Source organism: Pseudomonas sp. MAG002Y (genome assembly GCF_019400845.1).
GTDB lineage: Bacteria > Pseudomonadota > Gammaproteobacteria > Pseudomonadales > Pseudomonadaceae > Chryseomonas > Chryseomonas luteola.
In genome coordinates this window covers 1-25820 of record NZ_WOEJ01000020.1, presented here as the reverse complement: position 1 = coordinate 25820, position 25820 = coordinate 1, and the positions used below count along the sequence as shown (strand labels likewise).

23 protein-coding genes, 1 pseudogene and 1 riboswitch are annotated in these 25820 nt (G+C 53.6%); of the genes and pseudogenes, 8 read left to right on the top strand and 16 right to left on the bottom strand.

Annotated features, from left to right (window positions below; all coding sequences use genetic code 11):
• Positions 1-168: 168 nt before the first annotated feature.
• On the top strand, positions 169-549 hold the full coding sequence (locus tag GM154_RS21945; RefSeq protein ID WP_074829344.1) for a hypothetical protein: 381 nt from the start codon (positions 169-171) through the stop codon (positions 547-549).
• A gap of 6 nt (positions 550-555) precedes the next feature.
• Here GM154_RS21945 and GM154_RS21940 read toward each other — a convergent pair whose 3' ends face one another.
• Positions 556-1389 (bottom strand): oxaloacetate decarboxylase, encoded by an 834-nt coding sequence (locus GM154_RS21940; RefSeq protein ID WP_125889164.1) that lies wholly within the window; start codon positions 1387-1389, stop codon positions 556-558.
• Positions 1390-1712: 323 nt separating this feature from the next.
• On the opposite strand from GM154_RS21940, the gene GM154_RS21935 reads away from it, so the two are divergent.
• Complete coding sequence (locus tag GM154_RS21935) at positions 1713-1964, top strand: hypothetical protein (protein WP_219653353.1); 252 nt, start codon at positions 1713-1715, stop codon at positions 1962-1964.
• A 95-nt stretch (positions 1965-2059) separates the two neighbouring features.
• Here the strand turns inward: GM154_RS21935 and GM154_RS21930 are convergent, their stop codons facing one another.
• The 3 genes from GM154_RS21930 to GM154_RS21920 all read right to left on the bottom strand — a co-directional run bounded on the left by GM154_RS21930 (position 2060) and on the right by GM154_RS21920 (position 5132).
• Positions 2060-2419, bottom strand: coding sequence for a DUF5064 family protein (locus tag GM154_RS21930; RefSeq protein ID WP_010798610.1), 360 nt, complete (start codon positions 2417-2419; stop codon positions 2060-2062).
• Between the two features lie 61 nt (positions 2420-2480).
• Positions 2481-4100 (bottom strand): L-lactate permease, encoded by a 1620-nt coding sequence (locus GM154_RS21925; RefSeq protein ID WP_074829351.1) that lies wholly within the window; start codon positions 4098-4100, stop codon positions 2481-2483.
• A 12-nt stretch (positions 4101-4112) separates the two neighbouring features.
• Positions 4113-5132: a 2-hydroxyacid dehydrogenase gene (locus tag GM154_RS21920; RefSeq protein WP_074829354.1), complete on the bottom strand. Its 1020-nt coding sequence runs from the start codon at positions 5130-5132 to the stop codon at positions 4113-4115.
• A 312-nt stretch (positions 5133-5444) separates the two neighbouring features.
• On the opposite strand from GM154_RS21920, the gene blaLUT reads away from it, so the two are divergent.
• Positions 5445-6335 (top strand): LUT family class A beta-lactamase, encoded by an 891-nt coding sequence (blaLUT, locus tag GM154_RS21915; RefSeq protein ID WP_219653352.1) that lies wholly within the window; start codon positions 5445-5447, stop codon positions 6333-6335.
• A gap of 43 nt (positions 6336-6378) precedes the next feature.
• A riboswitch (Fluoride riboswitch) is annotated at positions 6379-6440 on the top strand.
• Positions 6441-6930: 490 nt separating this feature from the next.
• On the top strand, positions 6931-8238 hold the full coding sequence (locus GM154_RS21910) for a glycoside hydrolase family 5 protein (protein WP_219653351.1): 1308 nt from the start codon (positions 6931-6933) through the stop codon (positions 8236-8238).
• A gap of 48 nt (positions 8239-8286) precedes the next feature.
• Here GM154_RS21910 and GM154_RS21905 read toward each other — a convergent pair whose 3' ends face one another.
• The 3 genes from GM154_RS21905 to GM154_RS21895 form a co-directional block, all read right to left on the bottom strand.
• Positions 8287-9294 carry a TerC family protein gene (locus tag GM154_RS21905; RefSeq protein ID WP_150346384.1) on the bottom strand — a complete coding sequence of 336 codons (1008 nt, stop codon included), beginning with the start codon at positions 9292-9294 and terminating at the stop codon, positions 8287-8289.
• Positions 9295-9517: 223 nt separating this feature from the next.
• A complete protein-coding gene (locus tag GM154_RS21900; RefSeq protein WP_219653350.1) occupies positions 9518-11065 on the bottom strand; it encodes a TerC family protein in 1548 nt (515 codons plus the stop codon).
• 337 nt (positions 11066-11402) lie between these two features.
• The gene (locus GM154_RS21895) at positions 11403-12824 is read right to left on the bottom strand and encodes an OprD family outer membrane porin (protein ID WP_219653349.1); all 1422 of its coding nucleotides are present in this window, start codon (positions 12822-12824) and stop codon (positions 11403-11405) included.
• A gap of 708 nt (positions 12825-13532) precedes the next feature.
• Here GM154_RS21895 and GM154_RS21890 point away from each other — a divergent pair.
• Entirely contained in the window at positions 13533-15590 is a 2058-nt protein-coding gene (locus tag GM154_RS21890) for a UvrD-helicase domain-containing protein (protein WP_219653348.1), read from the top strand.
• A 154-nt stretch (positions 15591-15744) separates the two neighbouring features.
• Entirely contained in the window at positions 15745-15885 is a 141-nt protein-coding gene (locus tag GM154_RS21885) for a hypothetical protein (protein ID WP_019364986.1), read from the top strand.
• A 1150-nt stretch (positions 15886-17035) separates the two neighbouring features.
• Here GM154_RS21885 and GM154_RS21880 read toward each other — a convergent pair.
• The gene (locus GM154_RS21880) at positions 17036-17374 is read right to left on the bottom strand and encodes a YceK/YidQ family lipoprotein (RefSeq protein ID WP_219653347.1); all 339 of its coding nucleotides are present in this window, start codon (positions 17372-17374) and stop codon (positions 17036-17038) included.
• A 19-nt stretch (positions 17375-17393) separates the two neighbouring features.
• Positions 17394-18545 (bottom strand): dienelactone hydrolase family protein, encoded by a 1152-nt coding sequence (locus GM154_RS21875; protein ID WP_219653346.1) that lies wholly within the window; start codon positions 18543-18545, stop codon positions 17394-17396.
• 338 nt (positions 18546-18883) lie between these two features.
• On the opposite strand from GM154_RS21875, the gene GM154_RS21870 reads away from it, so the two are divergent.
• On the top strand, positions 18884-19933 hold the full coding sequence (locus GM154_RS21870) for a DUF1615 domain-containing protein (RefSeq protein WP_219653395.1): 1050 nt from the start codon (positions 18884-18886) through the stop codon (positions 19931-19933).
• 18 nt (positions 19934-19951) lie between these two features.
• Here the strand turns inward: GM154_RS21870 and GM154_RS21865 are convergent, their stop codons facing one another.
• On the bottom strand, positions 19952-20326 hold the full coding sequence (locus GM154_RS21865; RefSeq protein WP_010798595.1) for a helix-turn-helix domain-containing protein: 375 nt from the start codon (positions 20324-20326) through the stop codon (positions 19952-19954).
• Between the two features lie 111 nt (positions 20327-20437).
• Between GM154_RS21865 and GM154_RS21860 the strand changes: the two genes are divergently transcribed.
• The gene (locus GM154_RS21860) at positions 20438-21049 is read left to right on the top strand and encodes an NAD(P)-dependent oxidoreductase (protein WP_219653345.1); all 612 of its coding nucleotides are present in this window, start codon (positions 20438-20440) and stop codon (positions 21047-21049) included.
• Positions 21050-21096: 47 nt separating this feature from the next.
• Here the strand turns inward: GM154_RS21860 and GM154_RS21855 are convergent, their stop codons facing one another.
• From GM154_RS21855 to GM154_RS21835, 6 genes and pseudogenes are all read right to left on the bottom strand, one after another.
• Positions 21097-21333, bottom strand: coding sequence for a hypothetical protein (locus GM154_RS21855; protein WP_219653344.1), 237 nt, complete (start codon positions 21331-21333; stop codon positions 21097-21099).
• A gap of 94 nt (positions 21334-21427) precedes the next feature.
• Positions 21428-22621, bottom strand: coding sequence for a GAF domain-containing sensor histidine kinase (locus GM154_RS21850; protein ID WP_219653343.1), 1194 nt, complete (start codon positions 22619-22621; stop codon positions 21428-21430).
• A 425-nt stretch (positions 22622-23046) separates the two neighbouring features.
• Positions 23047-23562, bottom strand: coding sequence for a cupin domain-containing protein (locus tag GM154_RS21845; RefSeq protein ID WP_219653342.1), 516 nt, complete (start codon positions 23560-23562; stop codon positions 23047-23049).
• 162 nt (positions 23563-23724) lie between these two features.
• Positions 23725-23973, bottom strand: coding sequence for a hypothetical protein (locus tag GM154_RS21840; protein ID WP_219653341.1), 249 nt, complete (start codon positions 23971-23973; stop codon positions 23725-23727).
• Between the two features lie 633 nt (positions 23974-24606).
• A complete protein-coding gene (locus GM154_RS25725; protein ID WP_258019980.1) occupies positions 24607-24729 on the bottom strand; it encodes a hypothetical protein in 123 nt (40 codons plus the stop codon).
• A gap of 197 nt (positions 24730-24926) precedes the next feature.
• Positions 24927-25820: pseudogene (locus tag GM154_RS21835) on the bottom strand (glycoside hydrolase family 5 protein); the annotation flags it as partial.

Sequence of the window (25820 nt, the reverse complement as noted above, 5' to 3'; positions counted from 1 at the left end):
ATAGCTGTTGCTAACTGGCACAACTGTTGCTTTTATCTTGCTGCCCTTAAGTTAACGCCTCGATAACCGATACGTATAACAGGTGGATCATGTGCTTAATGACTTGTCAATAGCACTGGTCGAGCGAATTGATACTGAACATTCAGATGTAGTTCATCACGATCAATCATGAAAACACGTTATACAGGCACGGCGAACAGATTGCTAAATCCTGCTGCACAGCAGGAGGGTAGCGCTTTTGATCTTACAAAGGATGAATATGCGTTCATCAATCTGATCCTGAGGGAGCACGCGTCCAATGATGGACGTGCAGATGGTCAAGCGGCAGACGCCAATTTAATGACTGATCTTTCAGATACAGAGCTGAGGAGCGAGTTTTCCAATCAGGCCCAGATGCTTGATGCTGCCATGACGCTGATCGATGCTTCCTCTTTTTCCGGTCAGGAAACACTGGAGCAGGCGGCCCTCGAATGCCTCAAGCTGGCACGTGCCCTGGTTGGGCAATTGATGGGCCAGCCTGGAAGCAATGAGGTACCTTCAGTAGGATGATGCGTTTTACTCTCCGTCTCTGTTCATCCAGCTGTTGATTTCTGCGAAAGAAACGGCGCTTTCGGCAAAGCCGAATGTGCCTTCATCGCGAGCTTCCAATGCCGCTGCGATAAATCCACTCCATGCCGCTCGCGCCAATGAGCTACCCAGACTTATCCGTTTGACTCCCGCTTCGGCCAGCTCACTCACGCTATAGTTCGCTCCAGACAGGCCCATCACAACATTGACTGGCTTGGATACGGACTCGCAAATCAGCCGTATGGCTTCCAGATCAGGCAGCCCGGGCGCATACAAGACATCTGCTCCTGCTGCTTCGTAGGCTTGGAGACGCCGCACCGTATCATCGAGGCTTGCACCACCACAGGTATAGGTCTCAGCACGTGCGACCAGCATGAAAGGGTAACCCAGCTCCTTTACGGCTTCAGCTGCAGCCGCGATACGCTCCACCGCATGGTTGAAGTCGTAGAGAGGCGAGCTTGCGTTGCCGGTGGCATCCTCGATCGAGCCGCCTGCCAGTCCTATTTCAGCCGCCCGCTGTATCGTTTCGCTCACTGCTTCTGGCGAGTCACCAAAGCCGTTTTCCAGGTCTGCGCTGACCGGCAGGTCGGTTGCCAGAACGATACTTTCCGCATTGGCCAACACGCAATCACGGGAAAGGCTCCCGCGTGCATCCTGGCGCCCCAGGCTAAAGGCTAATCCTGCGCTGGTCGTTGCCAAGGCCTCGAAGCCAAGCCGGCTCAATATGCGGGCGCTACCGGCATCCCATGGATTGGGCAGGATCAGCGGTTGATCATACGTATGAAGCTTCTTGAAGAGTGCCGCTTTCTCGAAAACATCCATGGCTAGGTCCTTTCAGGCTCAATAGTCAGGTAATTCTTGCAGCTGCTTTGACGACGTGCAGTCAAACCGGGTCCTGCATCTTGACGCAGTCATTGCTGGAGCAGACCGCCGTCTGTCAGCGGAAACAAGGGATGCGATTTCCTAAACTGAATTGAGACGGAGTCGACTAATCTCATCAATGGCCTATGGAGGCGACAGCTGGCACTAAACTCTTTTAAACGTCGTGTCTCAAAGCTCGCGTACAGGGATCCATCGTCAGGATCTTCACTTTCAGGGCATTTTTATCAGAGCCGCGCCCAGGCTCAACATTATGGATATGCCGAATGGACGCCTACGCCGTGCTTAATGAAGAGCTTACCCTTTTAGCCAGCAGCGACTCACTGCCACCCTATGACCGTAAGCTTGCCTCATCGATTCTCTATCGCCTGCTGATGGAAGAGTCAGGCGAGATGTCTCAGATCTGCCGGTCCTCCGTTCTGACCGTTCTGGCTATGTTGATTCGTGAAGATGTTGAAAAGAACAACAAGCAAGCCATCGCAATGACCAATCAGATTCTTGAGCGTATCAAGCAGTAATAAAAGTCCGCCTCATGCGCCTGAGTTCTAGAGCTCAGGCAGGCATCGACTCGGACAGGCGATAAAGCAGGAGCTGTTAAACGCTCCCTGACAGCTTACTCACCACCTACCAACCGGTCGAGATCTATGGGGTCTCCCGGCTGGGTATGCAGTTTTCCTCTTAAATCTTCAAACATCTGGTCGTAATCCTCGTGATGCGTAAAGACGCTCGCCTTGGGTAGAGGCACACCATAGCGGCGCAGGCGATGATCAATTTCCGCCAGGAAGTTATAGGCTTCGTCTCGGTGCATGGAAAACTTTTCTTCTACCGCACGTTGGCCCACGTGGCCTGAGAGATGAAAGTGAGCATGCTGGTTTGAGGAAACAGGGTCGACCGTATATTCCAGCAGCAAATGCATGGCAGGAAGGTATCCATTGGCAACCTGATCGACTTCGATGCGGCCGGGCACGAACATGAGCAAACTCCTGAAGAATGATCACTAAACGTTTCAACGCTGCTGGTGGATGATGTAACCGTCAAATCAGCAGCGACAGTATGAATGTCCAGACGCAAACATACGCCAACAGTGCCAGGCTGTACTGAAGCACCATTCTCATAATCGAAGATTCAGCGCCTACCTGATCCACGGCGGCTGCGGCAATGGCGATTGACTGTGGTGAAATCAGCTTGGCCATCACGCCGCCGCTGGTATTGGCGGCGACAAGCAGTGCCTGGCTGGTGCCAATCTGAAGCGCTGTCACGGATTGCAGATGGGCAAACAGCGTGTTGTTGTTGACCACCGAGCCGGTGATAAAAACGCCCAGCCAGCCGATAGCAGGAGAAAGCAGTGGAAAGATGCTTCCGGTTTCTGCCAAGGCAAGCCCGATGGTAGAAGAGGCACCTGAAAAATTGGCGATATAAGCAACACCCATGATGAGGCAGATCATGATCAAGGGACGCCACAGCTCTTTTATGGTCTGTTTCAACTGCTCGCCTGCACCCTGCCATGAAAGCGTAGGAGAAAGCAGTGTGGTTAACAGTACTGAAAGTAGAATGGCTGTTCCCGGCGCGCTGATTAGCGCAACGCTCCAGGTAGCGGGTAAGGTATGAGCTACAGCGGCAATTGGTGGAATTTCTTCGATCTGCTGATGAAGAAACGGGGCATTCAATTTGAGCACGCTGGCCGCTAGCGGGCCCTGCGCTGCAAACAGCGATTTGAATGCGGGCAGGCTCCACAGCAGCACGATTCCGGTCAGAATATAAAAAGGCGACCAGGCTGCCAGAACCTGCATCAGAGACCAACGCTGTGTAGAGCGTGGCGGTGCGTCAGACTCGCGATAGATACGGCTGGGCTGCCAGACCTGCATGAACAGCGCAAGGGCCCCCATGGATACAAGCGGAGCGATGATATCTACCAGCTCCGGTCCTAGCAGATACAGCGTAAGCGTCTGCAGACCACTGAAGAGCACGCCGATCAACAAAAGGACCGGCCAGGTTTCACGGATGCCACGCAACCCATCCAGTACCAGGATCAAGAGCGTCGGAATAAGCAGGGTGGCTGGCTGAACAATGGCGATCATCATCAGCGCCATGTCATCCAGCGGCACAGAGCCTTGTTGCGCGCCAACAATTACCGGGATTCCGATGGCGCCATAGGCGCCAGCCGCAGCATTGGCCAGCAGGCACAGCATGGCAGCCTTGAGCGGCTTGAAACCCAACTCGACCAGAAGCGCCGCGCAGATGGCAATAGGTACACCAAAGCCTGCAGCACCCTCGAGAAAGCCACCAAAGCAGAACGCAATCAAGATGACCTGAATGCGCTGATCTTCAGAAATGGTGGCAATACTGCCACGGATGACATCAAACTTGCCGCTCTTGACTGCCAGTTTGTAAAGCCACACCGCCATCAGCACGATATAGCCAATCGGCCATAAACCGTTGGCGATGCCCAACAGTGCGGCGCTCAGGATTTTGCCAAGGGGCATGCCGAACAGAAACAGAGAGGAGACCACGGCAATGCCCAGGGTCAACAGGGAGGCGGTCAGCCCTTTCAACTTGAGAAGCGTCAGTGCTGCCAGAAAGAACAAGATGGGAACAGCGGCCACCAAAGCCGAGAGATAGGCGTTACCAAGCGGGTCGTATAGTTGTTGCCACATGACGGGGCTCCCTTAGCGGCCGGCCGGATCCCTATTGATCAGCACATTGGAGCATGCTGTCCCGTTCACCAGGCATTCCAGATTACGCAGTGTTACTTCGGAAATCTCGCGTAGCGCTTCGACGGTAAAGAAGCCCTGGTGTCCGGTCACAATTACATTGGGAAAGGTCATCAGCCGCTGGAAGATATCGTCATCAATGATGTCGGATGAGCGATCATGGAAGAAGAGGAAACTTTCCTGCTCATACACATCAATGGCCAGGGCGCCTAACTGACGGCTCTTCAGTGCCTCTATAACAGCGGCCGTGTCCACCAGTCCGCCGCGGGAGGTATTGACGAGCATGGCGCCGGGCTTCATCTCGGCCAAGGTGCGTTCATTGATGATGTGACGGGTTGCGTCCATCAAGGGGCAGTGCAACGTCACGATGTCCGATTGTGCCAGTAGCATGTCGAGGTCAACGAAATCCCCAAGCGTCTTGAATTCAGGCGCAGGCATGGGATCGTATCCCAGCAGGCGACAGCCAAATCCTTTCAGGATGCGGGCCGTTGCCAAACCGATTTTGCCGGTGCCGATAACCCCGACCGTTTTGCCATGCAGCGTAAACCCCAGCAGCCCCTCCAGCATGAAATTGCCTTCGCGGACGCGGTTATAAGCCCGATGCGTATGCCGGTTAAGCGTAAGGATAAGCGCAATGGTGTGCTCGGCCACTGCTTCGGGTGAATAGGCAGGGACACGCGCAACAAAGAGCCCTAGTCGCTCGGCAGCGTCGAGGTCTACATTATTAAAACCTGCACAACGCAGGAGAATCGCATTGACCCCATATTCCTTGAGTGTTTCGAGAACAGGCGCATCGAGTTGATCGTTGACGAAGGTGCAAATGGCGTCGCTGCCCTGCGCGAGCGCAACGGTTTGAAGCGAGAGCGGGACATTTTGATAGGTGAACTCGAAGTTGTGATGGGCGAAATGGTGTCTATTGGCTTCGTCAAGAAACCGCTGATCGTAGGGCTGGGCGCTGAAAACAGTGATTTTCATGCGATCTCCTCAAGTCACAAAAGAACGAAATGGTCGTCCGACGTCCGCTACTGCACGGCCAGTATGGCAATGCCCACATCTGAGACAGATACCCCAAGCCTAGACGAAACCGTCTAGGCTGCTACTTCAACGTGGGGTTCACTGAGCCTGAGCACGAAAATTGCGAATTGTGCAAACATCCTGAGAAAGCTTGTGCTGGTAAGCCGACTTCCATCAGCGCTACGCTTGCACCGTTTCCCTACTGGTTACAGGCGACGTGACGTCTGTAACCAGTAGGTTGTTTTCCTACATAGTCGATTACGAGCCCGCGCCATGAATGTCATCCTGAACCGTCGAACGTTTTTATTGGCTAGCGCTGTGGTGTCTGCGTCTTATTCGCTAGGTACGCTGGCTGGCGCTAATCGGGATGATGCTTCCTTTCAAGATCGGCTGGCTAAGTTGGAGCAGAAGCTGAACGGACGGCTTGGGGTATGCGCCATCGATACCGCAAATGGAGCACAGTTGGGCTATCGCGCCAATGAGCGGTTTGCTATGAACAGCACGTTCAAGGTCATGCTCGCTTCAGCCTTTCTCGCTCGAAGCCAAGACGAACCGGGGCTCCTCGAAGAGCGGCTCACGTACACCCGGGCCGATCTGGTCACATACTCTCCAGTGACGGAAAAGCACGTTGCCACTGGGATGACCGTTGCCGAGTTGTGCGCCGCAGGCATTCAGTACAGTGATAACACCGCGGCCAATGTGCTAATGAAAAAGCTGGGGGGCCCTGAAGCGGTCACCGCATTTGCCCGCTCGATAGGAGATACGCATTTTCGCCTCGATCGATGGGAAACCGAACTCAATTCGGCTATTCCGGGAGATCCTCGTGATACGAGTACCCCTCAGGCCATGGCAATGAGTCTGCAACGTCTGGCATTGGGTGACATGCTGGCTGCGGATAAACAGCATCAGTTGCAGGCGTGGTTGAAAGGCAATACCACGGGTGGCAAGCGTATCCGGGCCGGGGTACCGGCTGGCTGGCAGGTAGGCGATAAGACAGGTACGGGTGATTACGGCTCGGCCAACGACGTGGCTATCCTCTGGCCGCCTCGCCGTGCACCCGTTGTGCTGGCTCTCTATTCCGCTCTTGAAAACCAGCAGGCGGAAGCGCGCAATGACGTACTGGCCGATGCGGCACGCATTGTGGCTGAATGGGTGACAGGCTGATTCCAGCCCATACGCTACGCTCATGCGCAGCGGGTAGTTAAACTGGTATACAGGAGAGGGTATTTCTCCTTTAACTGTTCTTGGGCTAATGATGCCTACGAACCCTGTTTAGAAGAGTTCGTAGGCGTGTGCCTGTGCCTTTCCCACATCAGGAAAGGTCAATCATGTACGTTTCTTTTCCCGCCGCTGTAACCGGTAGCTCTCTTGGTTGCTGGTTGCTGGTTGCTGGTTGCTCGTTGCGCTTTTGGCGTGGTGTAACGCTTTCCCTCCTTCCAACTGGGGGCGCTATTCATAACCGGTCTGGGTTCCGGAGCATCGATACGCTATGCAGAAGATGTCGCGCGTGGAGGTGTGATCAATCTTCTAGGCGGGCTTCGCCTGAACCCAAAAGTACATCTGGCGCACAAGATTGTGTCAAATCTTATGAGGCATATCGTGAAAGCTAAATAACTATGACGCTGCTATCACTTTGATTTCAAACGTAGCGCGTATAGTTCTTCCTGGCCTCCCTGCGCTGCGCTGGGGAGGCCTTTACCTCCGCATTCTGTTACGCAGAGGCGGGAAGGGAGACATCAACTCATGCAAGGAAGCTGCTATGAAGGGTGCGATCTTAAAGCCCCGAGGTTTTGCCGTGGCCGCCATAAAGGTAGTGCTGGCTGCTGGATTGTTATCCGCGTTATCAACGGCCGAAGCAGGCATCGACCTGGTAAGTCTGAACATGTCGGGTGCAAGTTTTGCAGCCGAGGTGCTGCCGGGCGCTAATGGCGTTAACTACATCTTTCCTACGGAGCAGTATTTCAAGGCGTGGAGCGCAAAGGGCATAAAGACCATTCGTTTCCCCATCCTGTGGGAACGTTTGCAGAAAACCACCTACGCATCGTTTGATCCAACTTATGCTGGGCTTGTAACCCAGACGCTGGACTACGCCCACAAATACAATATGCGGGTTATTCTGGACCTGCATAACTTTGCACGGTACAAGAATCAGCTGATTGGCAGTCGAAACGTCCCATTGGACGCGTTTCGTGATGTCACGTATCGAATGGCAATGACATGGGGAAGTCATCCTGCCTTGTTCGCCTATGACGTGATGAATGAACCCTATGCGACCTCGGGTACGGTGGCGTCCATCATGCAGGCGGGTATCGATGGTGTTCGCCGCATCGATAATACCCATTACATATTGGTGGAAGGTGAAAACTTCTCCAGTGCCTGGCTATGGTCGTCGTCTTCAAGTGCAGGTCTGCTCTCCGTCAAGGATCCGGCCGACAAGATTCTTTATTCAGCGCATACCTACCTGGACGACAACAACTCTGGCACTTACACCAATCCTCGGGATGCTGGGATGAATGATCCTATGGTTGGTGTCAATCGGGTCAGGCCGTTTGTAGAGTGGTTGAAAGCCAACAACAAGAAAGGCTATCTGGGCGAAATCGGCGTTCCGAACAATAATCCTGCCTGGTTACCTGCGCTCGACAATACTCTCAAGTACCTCGCTGAAAATTGTATTCCTGCTTCTGTCTGGGCTGCCGGGCCAGGATGGGGTGACGACTATGTATTGAGTGTGGAGCCTGTTGACGGCAAGGACCGCATGCAATGGCCAATCTTGCGTAAATATGTGGAGACTAGTAATTCGTGTGTGTCTATTGGGCCACAAAAAGCGGCAAGCCCAACTCCGCCCGTGCCCCAACCCAGGCCTGAGCCGCAACCTCAACCAAAGCCCGTGCCTATTCCACAGCCAGTACCGGCTCCACAACCGCAGCCCGTACCTGAGCCCGCGCCAGTACCTCAGCCTGCACCGGCTCCCCTACCTAAGCCATTCGTTTGTCAGTTTGCACTGACATCATGGCTTCCAATCTGCCAGGCAAAGACAAACACGCACGCCTATTGGTGGCATTGGTAAAGCAGAAGCCCTGGCGAGTAAGGCGCCAGGGCTTGAGCATTAACCTGATCAGCGTTCAGCGTTGGGGCGCTCGATTTTGGCAGGTTCCGTTGACCGGGTTTTCCAGAGTGATACCAGTACGCCACCCGCCAGCAAGCCCAGCGTTACACTCAATGACAACGCAGCAGGTATTTTGCCAATGATGCCCACCAGGAAGATCTTGCTCCCGATGAACACCAGAACCAACGCCAGCGCATACTTGAGGTAGGCGAAGCGATGAATCAGGGCAGCCAGCGCAAAGTAGAGTGCCCGCAAACCCAGGATCGCAAAGATGTTCGAGGTGTAGACAATGAACGGGTCCTGTGTGATCGAGAAGATCGCCGGTACGCTGTCCACCGCAAACACCAGATCAGCACACTCAATCAGAATCAACGCGAGGAACAACGGTGTTGCCCACCAGACTGTGTGACCGGCAGCATTAGGTTTCCTTACAAAGAAGTGCTGCTCGTGCAGCTCATTCGTAACGCGCATCCGTCTGCGCAAGAACTTGACCAGGACGTTATCTTCCAGGTTTGGAGCTTCATCCACCTTGGCGAACAGCATTTTGATGCCGGTGACGACAAGAAATACCCCGAACACATAAAGGATCCAGCTGAACTGATGGATAAGGGCTGCGCCCAGGCCAATCATAAGCGCTCGGAGGACGATTACACCCATGATTCCCCAGAACAGCACCTTGTGCTGATACTGTCGAGGAATGCCAAGAAAGCTGAAGATGATCGCCATGACAAACACATTGTCCATGGAGAGCGACTTTTCGATTAGAAAGCCGGTCAGGTAGTCCATGCTGGCGTCACCGCCTTTCTGGAACCATACCCATACGGCAAACAACAGGCCCATACTGATATAGCCTGCCGAGAGGAATAGACTTTCCTTGATCCCTATCTCGTGATTGTCACGATGCAGAACCCCAAGATCAAGCGTGAGCAGGGTAATGACGACAGCCAGAAATGCGAGCCACAACCATGTGGCCGTACCAAGAAAATCGGCGAACAGAAACGCTTCTAGGGTGTTCATGAGCCCCTCCTTACAGTCGAAGTTGTACCAGCTGTGACTCCGACATGGCGGCAAGTACCGTCAGAGGGGCCCGGCGTCACGCTGATTACGTTAAGTCCTTTCCTGCAGCGTCTCAACTGACAAGTTTGACAAAACGTTGCGACTTTATGAGGGGAACGAGCAAATGCGGGCGAACAGAAAAGGCGGCGTGAAGCCGCCTTTTCCAAGAGCCCTGACAATGGCCTTATCGCTTGCGAAGATAAACGCGGCTAACGCGTCGCTCGTCAATATCGGTCACGGTGAGACTCCAATCTAGCCATTCCACGCGATCACCTTTGACAGGCAACCGATCCAGCAGGCTCATGACGAGGCCGGCCAGCGTCTGATAGTCCTGAGTAGCCTTGGCCTGAAAGCCCAGGCGCTGCCTGAGAACACCCAGCGGGAGTCCACCACTGACGATAAAACCGTCCTTGTCCTTGCGGATATCAGGCACTTCCATTTCGCTGGCGTCTGGAAGATCACCTGCAATGGCCTCAAGCATATCGGTAATGGTCAGCACACCTACGAAATCACCGAATTCGTTGACTACAAACGCGATGTGCGTCGACGCATGACGAAGCTGCTCCAATGCATGCAAGGCCCCGCAGGTTTCTGGCAATACGATAGGGACATGAATAGCGCTATCGAATGCTACATCGTGTCCTGCCAGCAACTCACGAAGCAGGTCTTTCTTATGAATGAATCCCAGCGGCTCATCAACTTTACCGTCTCGTATGACCGGCAGGCGTGAGTGAGGGGAGTCCATCAGACGCTGGCGATTGTGCTCATCTGTATTGGCAAGGTCGATGTAGTCCACATCGGAGCGTACCGTCATGAGGCTGCGAATCGGCCGTTCGGACAGGTTCAATACACTGCTGATCATAATGCGTTCCTGGCGATGGAAGACGCTTTGATCATGGTTATCATCCAGCAGGTCGGTGATCTCGTCATCCACCTCGTCCGTTTCAAACTTACGCCCGCCCAACAGGCGCATGACCGCGTATGCCGTGCGCTCCCTCAAGGGATGGTTTCCGTGCAGCTTCTTACGACGTCGCAGGCGTGCGATCTGATTGAGCAGCTCGATCAGAATCGAGAAGCCAATCGCGGCATACAGGTAGCCCTTCGGAATATGAAAGCCCAAACCATCGGCGGTCAGGCTCAAACCGATCATCATCAAGAAACCCAGGCACAGCATGATGACGGTAGGGTGTGCATTGACGAAATGGGTCAGAGGCTTGCTCGCAACGATCATTACCCCGATCGAGACGATCACCGCGATCATCATGATGGAGAGATGGTCGACCATGCCGACCGCGGTAATCACGGAATCCAGCGAGAAGACCGCGTCCAGCACCACGATCTGAGCGACGATAGGCCAGAAAGCCGCGTAGGTTTTGCTGTTTCGTGCCTGAACGACATGTCCTTCAAGGCGTTCATGCAATTCCATCGTGGCTTTGAAGAGCAGGAAAATACCGCCAAACAGCATAATGAGATCGCGCCCGGAAAAGCTCTTGCCAAATACCTCGAACAACGGAGCGGTAAGGGTTACCAGCCACGAAATGCCGGCCAGCAGACCCAGACGCATCAGCATCGCCAGCGACAGGCCGATGATGCGGGCGCGGTCACGTAAGTGAGGCGGCAGTTTGTCTGCCAGAATGGCAATAAACACCAGGTTATCGATGCCTAGGACCAACTCAAGCACGATCAGCGTGGCAAGCCCCAGCCACGCGGTGGGATCAGCAATCCATTCCATGTGGATCAGGCCTCTATCTGTTGGAAGTTGAATAGCCGACCGTGTGCAGTATCGGTGTGCGCGATGGGATGATCGGGCAGGCACCGTGGCAACGAGAGGGCATTATGAGGTAAACAGAAAGGGCGTAAGGAAGTGGCAACGTGACGCTGAGCAGGGCCGCTCGATATGGAAGGGAAGCGTCGACTGGGAGGTTCGGAGGACGTGTTCATAACACCTTGGATAGAGTGGAAAGCCTAGAGCTTAACCGGGCGATAGACATTTGCCTAAAGCGAAACTATTACAATTTGCTATGGACCAGCAGGGTGAGAAAGGACGCGCCGAAGCGCGTCCTTCGGTATTACAGGAAGTTGAATGGCAATGTGGAAACGAGGCGGATCTCCTTGAAGCTGCCGTCTACCTGATTCTGGCTAGCCTTGTGACGGGTCAGCATCAGGCGGAACTTGCTGTCCTTGATCCGGCCGGACTGGACCTGGTATGTGCCGACCAGCCCGAGTTCGTGGTGGGTTTCCCCGTCCTGTTGTAGTACTTCGGCATAGTTAGCGTAATTGCCACTGCCGGGATTGTAATGCGTACCGTCGATGTCCCAGCCCTTAACGTACCAGATGCCCGTTGTCAGACCCGGAACACCGAAGTAGCTCCAGTCGGTCTCGTACCGGACCTGGGCGGACTTCTCGTTTGGCCCGTTATAGTCCGAAAACATTGAGTTGCCCAAGTAGATCGCAGCGGTCTCATGGGCATAGTCGAAGTACTCGTTTCCTTCAATCTGCTGATACACGAACGTCAGGCTGTGAGCCAGATGGCTGCCGGTAAGCGCCATGCTCCAGGCAGTATTGTTTATATTGCCAGCCTTCGCATCGCCTTGATCGAGGGTACGATAACCATTGAATGCAGCTTTCCAGCCAAACGTCTTGATATCACCGCCGGTCTTGCTCAATCCCAAGTAATACTGGTTCCAGACGTCTTCAAACTGTGCGCCGTAGAGGCTGATCTCGAACCCGTCCAGCGGCTTGTAGTTACCGCCCAGATAACTCAAATGATCACCAATGACTTCACGTGTACCGTATTCGGTCGTGAATTTCTCATCGCCTGCACCGGTTCGCGGACTGGCACGGCGGAAGCTGCCGGCTTGAAGCGACAGGTTGTCCCATTCATCGCTGACGATCCCGAAACCGGTAAAACTGGAGGGCAGAGCGCGGTTGTCGTTATAGCTGACCACGGGGGTATCAATCAGAAAGCGACCGACCTTAAGCTCGGTATTGGACACACGCAAACGGACATCAGCCACCCCTAGCTTTGACCATTCATCGTGGCCATGACCGTCACTGTCTGCCAGCGTACGGTTGCCGCCACCACCGATTCGTCCCTTGCCTCGCTCCAGGTTGATGGCATTGAACCCAGCAACATCGATACCGAACCCCACGGTACCTTGCGTATAACCGGAGCTGTATTTGAGCGCTGTGCCCTGAACCCAGGTATTACGAGTATGAGTGAAGTGACGGGAGCCGTTCTTGGGATAGGTGAAACCGAAACGGTCTTGCCCGATCTCCCGAGCAGCAAAGTTCCGCGTGGTCAGCGTTAGCGTATCGTCTTCAAAAAATCCCTTGGCGCCTGCCTGGCCTTTGACCGGCTTCTGTACATTGGGAAGGCTTTGGACCTCATTGATGTAGCTGGGATCATCAGGGGCCGGAGACTGAGCCTGAGCTGCAAGCGAAAGTGCAAGTAGCGAAAGGGTAAAACCGGCGCGGTACAAAGTAGACATCTATTTTCCTTATGATTTTTATAGGAGTTCGAGTGAAACGCCCCATGGTGCTTTTCCTGCTGACAGGCAGAAGGAAAGTGTCCGCGGCGCGGCGCTATACGCTCTGCCAGGACGGTTAACGCAACGCTTACGTATTTGCTCTCCCTCAATCGAGACGTACTAGGCCCATGGCTTAGAAACCCGTCTCGCCGAGTCAATTTGAATAAAATGGGTTTCTGCTTCTATTGCGCTTTGCTCACTTCTCGAATGGCGTATCGAGACAGGGCCAAGGCAACCAAGCAGGCCGTTTAACGGCATGGAGATCCATGGAAACAGTTCCAGGATTTCATGCCCGTCGCAGGGCTCTATGCAGAAGCTGTACCCAAGGAAACATGACTGATTAGTCAGGTTTATGTTTGTCCGTTACACATATATTTATGGCGTAAATGCATAAAATCAGGGCAGTTTCGATATCATTAAGCCTGTATACATTTGGTAACAGTCGCTAAACCATTGTTACGCCTGAGAAAGATATTGGTAATGAAATGCGCACCGACTGTGCACAGGTGTGCTCTGTAATGGTGCATGGTTTTTCAAAAGGGTGCTTGGCTGCCGGTAGTTTGCTTCTGCTCGTTGCAGCCACACTGAGCATTCCCCTGATTATCTATCCAGCACAACGAGCCAAAACGCCGTATCATTGAGGGTGAGTTTCAACCGGATAGAATCCACATGCTGTCTGCTGTTAAACGCTACCTGGCAGGAGCGTTATCGAACTATTTTCCACGTACCACGGAATACCTGCAGAGCAATGGTGATGGCCCGCTGTCTCATCCCAAGCCAAGCAAGCAGGCGGGCTCGTTGCTGACCAATAAACTCAAGTCCATGGTCACCCGTAAGCCCACCCAGAAAGTCAACCCACGCAAAAAACCTGAAACCGGTGCAAAAGGCTCTCCAAAGCGTGGCAAGCCGGCTCCCACGGCTAAAAAAGCTCAAAGCAAGAGTGCGACTGCGACCAAGCGATCGACGAAGCCGAGCGGACGAGCCAAGAAGCCTCTGGAGTCTGAGCCCAAGGCCCATAGAGCTACCACGGAAGGACTCTATGGGCCCGCGTTACTGTCTATAACCGAGCAGCACGTTCAGGCGATGCATGAGCGCGTAGCCGAAGCCGTCAAAGCAGGAGTGATCCGAGCGCCGTCAGACGAGCAGTGGGGGATGATTGTCAGCCGCAGCCCGGCTACGCGCATCTTTGCAGGTGCAGGGTCGGGCAAGTCCACTACGCTGGTGCTGCGCGTAGTCTTCATGCTGTGCCATCTGGATATCAAGCCCGAACAGCTCACAGTCATATCGTTTACTAACGACTCCTGCGCGCAGCTGCGCGAGCAGCTTATCAAGGTATTGTCCTTCTGGAAGTTCTCTTTTTCAGCTGAGCAGGCGCGCAGCTGCGTACGGACCTTTCATTCGGCGATGGGTACGCTCGCCAAGGACGCATTAGGTGCGCCGGTATGGTTTGAGCAGCTGTCCGATCGCAAGGCATCAGCTACCGAGCTGGACAATCCATTGACAGGCGGCCGTCTTCATCCTGTGCAGTTGGACCTGCTCAAACAGGCCTACCAGCGTGCCTATTCAGATGTCCCGGCGTTCAAGAGGAAGGTCGACAAGCTGCTGAATATCGCTAACGAAAGCGATGAAAGCGAAGGAAACAGGCCCGCTCCACTCAAGCCGTTCAAGCTGGAGGGCGAGTTCGTAGCGGTTCCGCTTTTTGAGGCGTTCTACGTCCAGGCGGGCTTTATCGAAAGCCTGGGACTACGGGTAGATCGTTTGCAAAGCGATAGCGTGCAGTGTTCCGTTCGCGAGCAGATCTTTATCGAGGCCCTAGGGCTCTTCTGGAAAACGTTTGAAGCCTGTCTGAAAGAGAGGGGCCTGCTGACGTTCAACCGTGCGTTTCAGGAGCTTACCGATCGGCTCAATCGAAACGATCAGAGTATCCGTCCGGAAATGCTGATGCCCTTCAGTCATCTGCTGATCGATGAATTTCAGGACATCTCCCCACAGATCGTATTGTGGCTGCAAGCCGTCCATGGATATCTGGCCCGTCAGAAGCGGGCAATCAGTCTTATGGCGATAGGGGATGACTGGCAATCCATTTATGGCTGGCGAGGAAGCTCTCCCGAACTCTTCATGAACTTCGACCGTCATTTTCCAAGCCAGGGGCGAAACAGAAAAAGTACCGTTCTGACGCTGGCTACCAACTACCGCTCCGTGGAGCCCATCATTCGGGACGCTGAGAGAGTATTGGCTGGCGTAGTATTCAAGCAGGAAAAGACCTGCCAGGCCGCCAGGACCGTCAAGCGAGGTGATCATGGCGTACAGGCGGTTACACGGTTCGATTTCAAGAGTCGCCTGCCAGAAGTGGTAAAGGAGATCGAGGCTCAGTGCGTCCACGCTGCAAGTCGGAACTCTTCGGAGCGGACTGCGGTGTTGGTGTTGAGCCGACGCAATGAGACGCTCAAGACCCTTCAAAGCCATCTCGACAAGGCGCTACCTGTGCGCTGCTATACCATCCACCGGGCGAAGGGATTACAGGCTGAAGTAGCCATTGTTGTCGATGATGGAGCCGGTGCCTTACCGCATCCGCTGCGCAACGCATTGTATAGAGCGTCTGGTTTTTTTCAGAACACCTATGATCAGGCGATGGCCGATGAGTCATTAAGGCTCTCTTATGTCGCGATCACACGAGGAGTTAGTCGTGTACTCTGGTATACGACCAAATCCAGAGGGCCATGTTGATAGCGGCTAAACCCTTGAAAAGGAGTCTCTTTCTCTGATTATCGATTTGGCTGATGATGACTAGTGCTACAAAACATTTCTAGCCTGTTCCTGCGCTGCCTATGGTGAACCTGTCTCTTCCTTGAAGAGCCCACCAGTTAAAGAGGGTAGCGCCATGACTCATCAATTGTTTCGTAATCCAGCCAATGCCTTGCATATCCACACCAGTTTTGCCGAAAAAGCGGCTTTTCTGCTGGGTACGCAAAAACAGGTACAGCTTAAAAAGGCGACTGGCAACATTGATCCAGTCCGTTGAAACAGGTGCCATCCCTCGTGCTTGATGCGAGCTGTTGCGTAAGCACAAGGGATGACAGCGATTAGCGCTTTTGATAAAGATCCAAAAAAGCAGTGGAGCCTTGTCTCAAATGTCTAGACAGGCGAACGGGGCCCGACTGCTCATGCTGGCGCTCCTGGGCCAACATTGTTCCGGCTTGTAGATCGCAGCCGTGAATCATGAGCTGGAGCAGGGAGTGGGCTGGTGACTGTTTGATAAGTATGTTCATGGGCAGGGACCATGTAAGGTTTCGTCCATAGTTACGCTCATGTAGAGCGTCTGGTACTGATTTACATCAAGGCTTGTGCATGCTGTATACATACCGCTCTTTTCATTTCAGCCTTATTTCACCGCCAGCGATCATGGCCTTGGTTACGTAGGTAACCGACGTGCTGTACTACAGACTGCCGTTTGAGCGGAGCGCGGTAGCCTGGACCATGTTAGTCACTTCCGTAGGCCCCACTTGAACGTACCTCCAAGCTAAGCACTCCTTTGCGTCATATGCGAAACCCGGCGACGTATGGATAATCGGCGCTGCCGATATCCATAACTGGGGGCAGGCTGAGAAACACCTTCTACCTGGGTGACATCGCGTGCCGTGACTTATGGTGTCCTGCAACACGCAGGTCTGCTTCATTTCCTTGATATGTATCAAGCCTTGGCTTTACAGGCGTATGACGATAGTGGCATCAGGTAGCGGGAGAGCCCCAAGGAGCCGCGGCATGAATCGCTATCAACGCCTCCTTCTTGTGCGTGGACAACAGCTGTTAGCGGACTGCTGCCTTTATGCGTGCCCAAGCGCCGGCGCAAGCCAGCCGAGCAGCATTGCACCTGGTTATGTTTGATTATGTCGAGGCGAGGCGATTACAGCCCATTGCTGCAGTAATCAACTATTGCAGCCGTGATGAGGTGGATGTGTTGGTAGTTGGTCGTACGGAGCACCACCCCTTGCCCTGGCTGGGAAGTTTTGCCGAGCCGCTGCTGACTGCGCCCCCATGCAGTATTCCTAGGCCCTTCTTCGGTCGATTCCTAGTTCACGCTGTAAGCATCTGCACTCGATCACACCTGGTTAACCGAGTGCAGATCCAAACGCTTACGAGCGGGTACTACTGGCTGCAAGGAAAAGGAGAAACTATTTCTGGCCCTTGATTTCCATACTGCCGTATTTGTTCTGCTGATAGATCGTGTAAGGCAATACCAACGTATCCAACACACCAGAAAGCGCCATATCTACCGCAATCAGTGGAACAGCATGTTTTTCCTGAGGTGGGGGATAGATAACGGGCGGAGCGTTGAGTGAGCAGAAATCGTACGCCACGCCGCTATAGACGCGGCTTATGGACTCGCAATAGGTTTTCTGCTGCCTGAGCTTGTAGCTGGTAGTCGCATCGTCTTGGAACACCGTATTGAGGGTCCCACACCCAGTCAGGCCCAGCGCCAGGACGCCAATGGCAATCGTGTCAAGCTTCATGCCTATCGTTCCTTCTATATCAACGTGGCTTGAGCCACTGATCAAGCCAGACAAAAGCGGCTTCCTGTTGCTCCTGCACAAACACGTGGCCAAGTTCGGGCCACAGCTGTGTGGTGAGATTCAGCTCGGCCTGTTGAGAACGCCAGATGCGGTGCACCTTGGCGTAAGCCGCTTCGACCGATTCTGAAGGGAACAGCGTGTCCTTTCCACCGTTGAAAAGCAACAACGGACGGGGTGCAGCAATTCCGGCAACGTCTGGAATATCGAGCCGGGCCGGTATGCCTGGATGCAGCATGTAGTACGATGACTGGCCGCGTAATGTGTTATTCCCTGGCGTCATCAGGCCTTGGTAAGTCCCAAACCAGGAAATGGCAGCAGTTGCCGCAACCTTGTCTGAAAGGGCTGCTAACTGCCAGGCGCGAAAGGCCCCCATGGAGAACCCGACAACGCCGATGCGACGTGCGTCGACCATGGGGAGCGTTGCCAGAAAATCGACCGAGCGCATGTCTTCATAGGCCATTGTTCCGGCAAGGGAACGTCCCAAATTGAAGAAATTGCTGGCAAGCGCCTGTTGCTGTTCGTATGTCACCGGGCCGCGCTCACCCCAACCAAGGGCATCGACCGAAAGCACGACATAGCCCCGCTTGGCCAGCTCATCGCCAGGAAAGCGGCCAGAGAAATATTTGTCGGCCCACTGCTGCGCGGAAGCAGATACTGTTTGATCACCCCATGGTTTGACCATCTTCTCTTTGCCAATATCAAAGCGCGCCCCATGGTCATGCAGCATTAGCACCGCGGGATGAGGGCCGGGCGTATCAGGCAAAAGAAGCAGAGCGTTGACACGACTTTCATCCGTCAGCGTGAACCTGATCTTCTGAGCGCTGTAGCCTGAACGCTGCTGCTGATCCATAACCTGAGCGTTGAAGGCACGCTTTGAATCTGGCGTTAGCAACGCCTCGCGCAGTAGCGTTTGGGCATGGGTACGCCATTTTGAAAAGTGCTTGTAATGACCTGACAGCCAGCTATCTGGATAGGTCATCTTCTGTTTGAGCAGCAGGTAATTGCCGGGAAGTGCGTCGGCCGTAATGGGAGCGGAAGCTGACTGGGCCTGGGCATTTGCCGTTGCGGCAAGGCTGATCCCGCAAAGCACGAGAGATTTCAGAATATTCAAGGTGCGACTCCGGCTGTTGTTGTTATTGAGGCGAGAGTATAGACAGCAGTATGACAACTTAAAAATGGATGGGCCATCTGGCAATCCGGATCTCAGCTGTTCAGGCCGATATCCGACAGGATGAGGCAGGCCGTTACGTTTGCTATCGAGGTGGAATTCTTTCGATAGGGGGCAGGTCTCACACGCATCTCACCTCGACACGGGAACCATAATCCTTGCAGACCCTCCGTCTCACACCCACGGTGGCCACGTTCCTTGTATCATTCCACTCCATTTCCAGGGGACTGGATAGCGGTTTACGCTATGGCCGGTACGCTCTTGGATTTACAGCCCTATTGATGCTGGCAGGATGTGGAACACATTCTCCGCAGCAGGTATCTGCGCCCAGCCCAACTGAAGTACAAGCCAGGATTGTCAGGCTCATGCCTGGTAGTGTGTCTGAGCGCCAGGGCTGGGCCAGGGATATTTATACGGCATTCGATGCGCAAAAAATTCCTCCAACGACCGAAAACATCTGTTCCGTATTGGCGGTGACCGAGCAGGAGTCCACGTTTCAGGCAAACCCTCGAGTGCCAGGCATGGGCTCGATTGCGAAAAAGGAAATCGATCGCCGCGCAGGCAGGTTGCATATACCGGCCTTTCTGGTCCGTACCGCATTAAGCCTACGGTCACCCAACGGCAAAACCTATAACGAGCGACTTGCTGCGGCGCATACCGAAAAAGAGCTGAGCGATATCTTTGATGACTTCATTGGCATGGTTCCGCTGGGCAAGACACTCTTTGGCAGCTTCAATCCTGTTGAAACTGGCGGGCCGATGCAGGTCAGCGTGGCGTTCGCTGAGCGCCAATCCAGAGGTTATCCCTATACGGTTGACGGATCGATCCGTAACGAGGTCTTTACCCGACGCGGCGGTGTCTATTTCGGGACGGCACACCTGCTTGGCTATCCGGTCAGCTACGCCCAACAGATCTACCGATTTGCCGATTACAATGCCGGTTGGTATTCGAGCCGTAATGCTGCGTTTCAGCGGGCAGTGAGCAGTCTGACAGGCGTTTCTCTTGCGCTGGACGGCGATCTGATCCGCTATGGCTCACTGGAGCCGAGTGCAACCGAACTGGCCGTCCGTAAGCTGGGCAAACGACTGGACATGAGTGAACTGGCCATACGACGTGCGCTTGAAAAAGGAGAAACACTCGATTTCGAGGAATCCAAATTGTACACTCGCGTTTTCGAGCTGGCTGAGAAGAAAGCAGGTAAATCGCTACCTCGGGCCATATTGCCAGGCATTACGCTCGAAAGCCCCAAGATTACCCGCAAACTAACCACCGCCTGGTTTGCCAAGCGTGTCGAGGAGCGCTACCAGCGCTGTCTGGCACGTGCGAAGTAACGTGCAGCACGCCTTGGTTTACCGAGGCGTGCTGTCGTAGCGCAGTTGGGCCTGATCGATCGCTTCCATATTCGCCTCTGCCCACAACCGAAGTGGCTTGAGCGTCTCGGCGAGGGTAACGCCCAGCTCGGTGATACGGTATTCCACGGTGACCGGAACGGTGGGAAATGCCGTACGCAAGACCAGACCGTCCCGCTCGAGCGTTTTCAACGTCTGCGATAACATCTTCTGGGAAAGCCCGCCGATTCGGCGCAATAGCTCATTGAACCGTAGGGGGCTTTCCAGCAGAAGATCGAGTATCAGCACCGTCCACTTATCTGCAATTCGATCCAGTATCCGTCGGGTTGGACAGTCAGCGCTAAATGTGTCGGGTGCCAGAGCCGCTTGATTCATTGGTAGTCACCTCAAGGTAACCAAGTGAGAAAAAAGTGCGTTCTTGTCGGAACGTACCGCGTCAATTAACGTGGTTTCCGAAAGTTACTAACTAACGGAAGGGGACTATACATGAAGGTTGCATTAATTGGCGCGTCAGGAAATGCCGGCTCGTGCATTCAGGATGAGCTGGTGAAGCGAGGGCATCAAGTGACTGCAATTGCCAGAAATGCCTCTCGTATAAAAAAGGCAGCAGGCGTACTACCGGTAGCGGTCGATGCGAATAACGAAGCTGAATTGACGGGTGTCCTAAAGGGTCATGACGCCGTTATTAGTGCCGTCATGTTTACCAGCAGCAACCCGGAAACTCTTATCTCAGCGGTAAAAAAGGCTGGGGTCAGACGTTATCTGGTAGTGGGTGGCGCGGGAAGTCTTGAGGTGGCACCCGGAGTCAGAGTAATCGATACGCCTGATTTCCCAGCGGAATACAAGCCAGAGGCTTCGGCGGGTGCGCTCTTTCTCGAGCGGTTACAAAGGGAGCCAGCGCTTGACTGGACATTCCTTTCGCCCTCGGCCGAATTCGTACATGGGCCACGCACTGGGACGTTTCGACTGGGTGAAGACAGCCTGCTGGTAGATCGGGAGGGACGGAGCCACATTTCATTCGAAGATTATGCAATCGCCATGGTTGACGAACTGGAGCAAGGCAGGCATCTCCGCAACCGGTTTACCGTCGGGTACTAAAGCGAGGACAGAATCGTTACCGTTCGCTTGCTCGTAAGCGGTTGCGCTTATAGATCCCGTGCAACAGTTGAACCTTTGCGACGGAGCTCATGGATGGCATCTTCAATAATGGTGTTCATGAGCTCCTGATTCGCGGCATGACGATTGAGCAGGCTCCGCTCAACCTTGGCAGGCGTTCGCGGGTCGATGAGCGTAATGACAAATACATCGCCGCGACTTTCAAGTGTGTACTTGACAGGCGGATCGAGTGAGGCAAGGCGGTATTTCAAGGCGTTCAATGTCATAAAACCATTCTGTCGATGTTTTCACTTCGACAGGTACAGCACCGCCGATGTTCCTGCCATTCGGCTTGAAAGGCGATGCTAGAGCGCTTGCTTGCTAGCGATTTACTGGCATGGTGAGGGTGAATACCGTCCCGCTGTCTCGGTTGGAATTTACCTTCATATGGCCACCATGGGAGCGGGCAATTTCATTGACGATGTACAGCCCGATACCCAGCCCCTGTTGCAGGTTGGTCTGAAGCGTCGTTCGGTTGGCTCGCCAATACGGTTGGAACAGGCCGGACAGGATGTTTTCAGAGAGGGGCTCGCCATCGTTGTGAACGGATAGCCTCAGTAAACCATTCTCCACTTCTGCACGGATCAGAATAGGGCTTTGCGGATTGCCGTGCTGAATGGCGTTGGCTGTCAGGTTCGACAGAAGCTGCGCCAGGCGGTCGCAATCGCAATAGACCGTCCCCAATGTATTTACCGCGCTTTCAATGCAGCGATCAGGGTAGGTTGCCTGTAGCTCATTGACGACCTGCCGAAGGTGCAGTTCCAGGTTGCCGCGCTCCTCCTTGGCTAGCGGGATGCCGTTACCCAGCTGTCCTCTGGAGAAATCAAAGATGTCTTCCACCATTCGTAGGGCTCGCTGGGCAGAAGCGTGGATCAGTTCGACCAGCGAGCGCTCCTGATCCTCGCGCGGTGTTTTCAGCAGCCGCTGTGCACCTGCACAAATGGAGAACAGTGGATTGCGCAGATCATGGCCAACCAAGGCAAGAAAATGCTCTCGGGATTTGGCCGTCAGCTTTTCATCAAGCAGCTTGCTTTCGGTTTCGATAAGGTTTTCCTGGGTTTCTATTTCCAGCGAAAGCAGATGAGTAAACGAACTCATCATTGCCAAGGTTTTCGTCTCGTCCAGATTCGCGGGCTCTGGATCCAGTGCGCACAACGTGCCGAAGAAGCTGCCATCGCGCCGGAAGATGGGAACCGAGATATAACTTTCAAAACCATACTGCTTGGGGGTTGGGTGGCTGCAGTAGCGCGTATCTGCACTGGCGTGATTGATCAGGATTGAGTCCTGGCTTGCATGGACTTCGCGGCACAGTGTTGTGGTGACATCCAGAGGGTCGCCTACCTTGAGCCCAAAGCCGATCAAGTCCAATACGGCACAGGTTGTCCAGGAATCTTCAGTTACCCGTGCGATTGCGACAAAACGAAGAAGGGTGCTTTCAGATATGACCTTGAGAATAACGCCAACAGCACTGATTCTAGCGATGATGGAAAGATCATTCTCGAGTGTACGCATCATGACTTATACCTTGAAGCGAGGCGTACTTCACGGCTGCCCCTGACGATAGATCAGGGTAGTGAACGCGATTATCGTTTCGTTGACAACCTTTGGACGTATACAGTTTACACAGGTGAGACTCCTGGCCAGGGAGACGACTTTCAAAGTCGCTTGCCATTGCCATCTTTTTCCTTTGGATGGCTCAAGAGTCGCCTGCATGACACATCCCTGGCTTAGGCGCGCCCGGAGGCTTACACAGTAGGACGCTGTTGAGCGTGAAGCGCTGCCGTATCAGCAGAACGGTGTTCTATAACGACCGTGTCTGTAACAAGGTGGCCGCTGGCTGGAAATGGAAAAAGCGCACGCCCATATAGGTCATGGCAGCAAGCAGTGCCCCCTTTTGACGTAACATTGGCATAGAGAGAGGCCTCCAGAACACACCGTGTTCAGATTTCACCTTCCCAATAGTCCAAGTTGGCCTCGGTCCTCTGTAGAGCGCGAAACGCCTTGATTCCCTTGGCACTGGCAGTCGCAAGGTACTTACCTGAATCTGGATACTCTACGACTTCGGGCGACTCTTTCGTGCTGATTGACAGGTATTTCAACTCAGCGTGAGACGTATTGATGATCTGATGTGGATAGTCAGGGCCGGCAGGAATAAAAAGCACATCGCCGGCCTGTATCGGCACATACTCGCCTGCCACCCGCAGCGTACCCGTGCCTTCCAGAATGAGAAATGCCTCTTCCTGAGCATGGTGAAAGTGATAGGGACATGAGCGCTTGCCTGGCGGAACGATATCCAGCGAAAAACCAAGCTTTTGTGCAGCCGTTCCCTCAGAAAGGCTGCCGCTCTGACTTTCAAACAAAGGGCCGTAGGTTTCATGCGCCAGCGACGCATTGTTCAGGTTGCGAATAAGTGTTTGAGCCAGCACGGCTGCCTTGCTGGCGGGAATTGTTGTCATGGCTGCGAGATCCGTGGGGCGTCTGGTTATGCAGCATAGACAATCATAGAGCGATGACGGATTCCATTTTTGCTCCTTTGTGCAAGCGATACCATGAAGTGCGATCGCTAACCGCGTCAGCGATCAATGGTGCCGATCGTCTAGGAAGCGGTAATGTAAATCTCATTCCTCTTCCGGCACCAACTTGCGGCGCGTAAACAGGCTTTCCAGAATCTTGTTCAACAGCACGACCAGCGCAATAAACATCAGGAAATAAACAACAACATTGTCAGTACCCATAAGCCTGGAAAGCTTACCGGCAATCATTGCAGACAGCGCCAATACACAGACGAAGCGAATGCCCAGTACTAATGCAGACGTGTACTCATGAACCACATTGTCAGGTTTCACGGGGCGATCACTCGTTTCCATAGTCCAACTACCTGGCAAGTCTGATTGCTTGCCTGGCTACTTTAATAGCATTGCAACGATGCTTTTCCGAGCAACATCCTCCGAACGATCACTTATGGCCGATAGGCGCCAATTACAATGGTGATTGATACGCTTGGCGCTGGGCCCGCCAGAAAACCGGCGTGATCTGAAGAAGGAGAAATCTTAACGAAAGAAGCTGGCTTCGCCTGATGAAGAGTGGTCAAGTGAGATGAGTTATTTGAGCGGAAGCAATGATAACGAGGTTTGCTGGATCATGCAGGGCTTCGTGCTGCCTGCAGTCTCTAGATTACCGCTCCAGCAAAAGTATGCTCCGCTCCTTCCAGTTGTTAGCCAGTTGCCGTTGAAAGCTTGCTAGTAAAGAGCGCTTGGTTTTCATTTCGTGGCAAGGCGGGTGTTCGGTTGTAAGGATAAGGCTTCTCTGTATATCAAACCTTATCAGTCGAAAAGAAAAGGCGTTATCCGATAAAGCAGAAGCTTTAAGCTTGAGGCAGCTTTCCTCTCACGGATCGCATCATGGGGAAGAGGTGGCTAACGTTATATTAAGCGGATAAAGGCTTTTAACACGGCGGCAAGCTGCAGAAAATGAAGCATACCGATAACGCCTCAATATGCTTAAAACGTAACATCTGTATCGTCACGCTCCTCTTCAGCGCTACGTGCTTCCAGATCACCTAACCAGTCCCAATCACTGGTGCGCTTGGGTTCACTCAGCAGCCATTCTATAAAAGCATTCAATAGTAGGTTCACCTAGCTGTATTTATGAACGTATTGGTTCATTAAAGACAGTCACTACAAAGACGCCTGATTATTACGCTTATAAATGCTTTCATTATGTTTCAAGTACTTATGATGAACCGAATCAATTGCCATGCAGGACAACGATTAAGTTCCAGAGCCTCTTGGCGAAAGAGGCTCTGGATGCATAGCTTCGATTAGTTGGCCAGTGCCGCCAATGTTTTGGGATAACCTACGGTCGATCCATTTACCGGAGCGCCGTCGAGGTAGACCGCAAGGTTTTTACCGGCCTGAACATAGGTAATCTTGCGAACCTCGCCGGTGGCCAGACGTACGGATCCTCCTGCCTTGAATGCCGCCTGGTTAGTTGAAGTGCCGGGAATCGAGAAGCCAGCCTTCTTGCGGTACACGCCGTTGAGCCAGTCAGCATTGGTAAAGTCATTGATCGTGCTTGTGGCGAGTACTGCCGATACCAGCGCCAGCTTATTAGGATAGCCTACGATTGATCCATTTACCGGAGCGCCTTCCAGGTACACCGCCATATTGGTACCGATCTGGACAGCAGAGATCTTTCTGACCTCTCCGTTAGCAAGTCGCACCGAAGCACCTACTATGAAGGCAGCCTTATTAGCGGCCGTAGCAGGGATCGAGAAACCGGCCTTCTTGCGATAAACACCATTGAGCCAATCGGCGTTAGTAAAGTTGTTGATTACGCTACTAACTGCACCGTCTGCTCCAGCAACAGGTGTGGTGGTTACTGGAGTTGCTGCCGGTGGTACCGAAGTCGACGGTCCTGTGGAAGAGCCAGTACCCGTAGACGGTGTTGTCGCAACCGGAGTTGTACCCACAGACGGAGTGGATGGCGTTGGCGTCGTGGAGGCGCCTGCCTTCTTAGGGCCTATTTCCGTACAGCTGCTGCTGTCCATGTATTTCTTGAGCGTCGGCCACTGCGGGCGATCCTGCCCATTTACCGGCTCAACCGACATGAAATAATTGCCCCAGCCCGGACCTGCTGCCCAGTAGGACGCCGGTACGCAATTCTCTTTCAGGTAGGCCAGCATATTGTCCATCAGGATGTTCCAGCGCGGGTT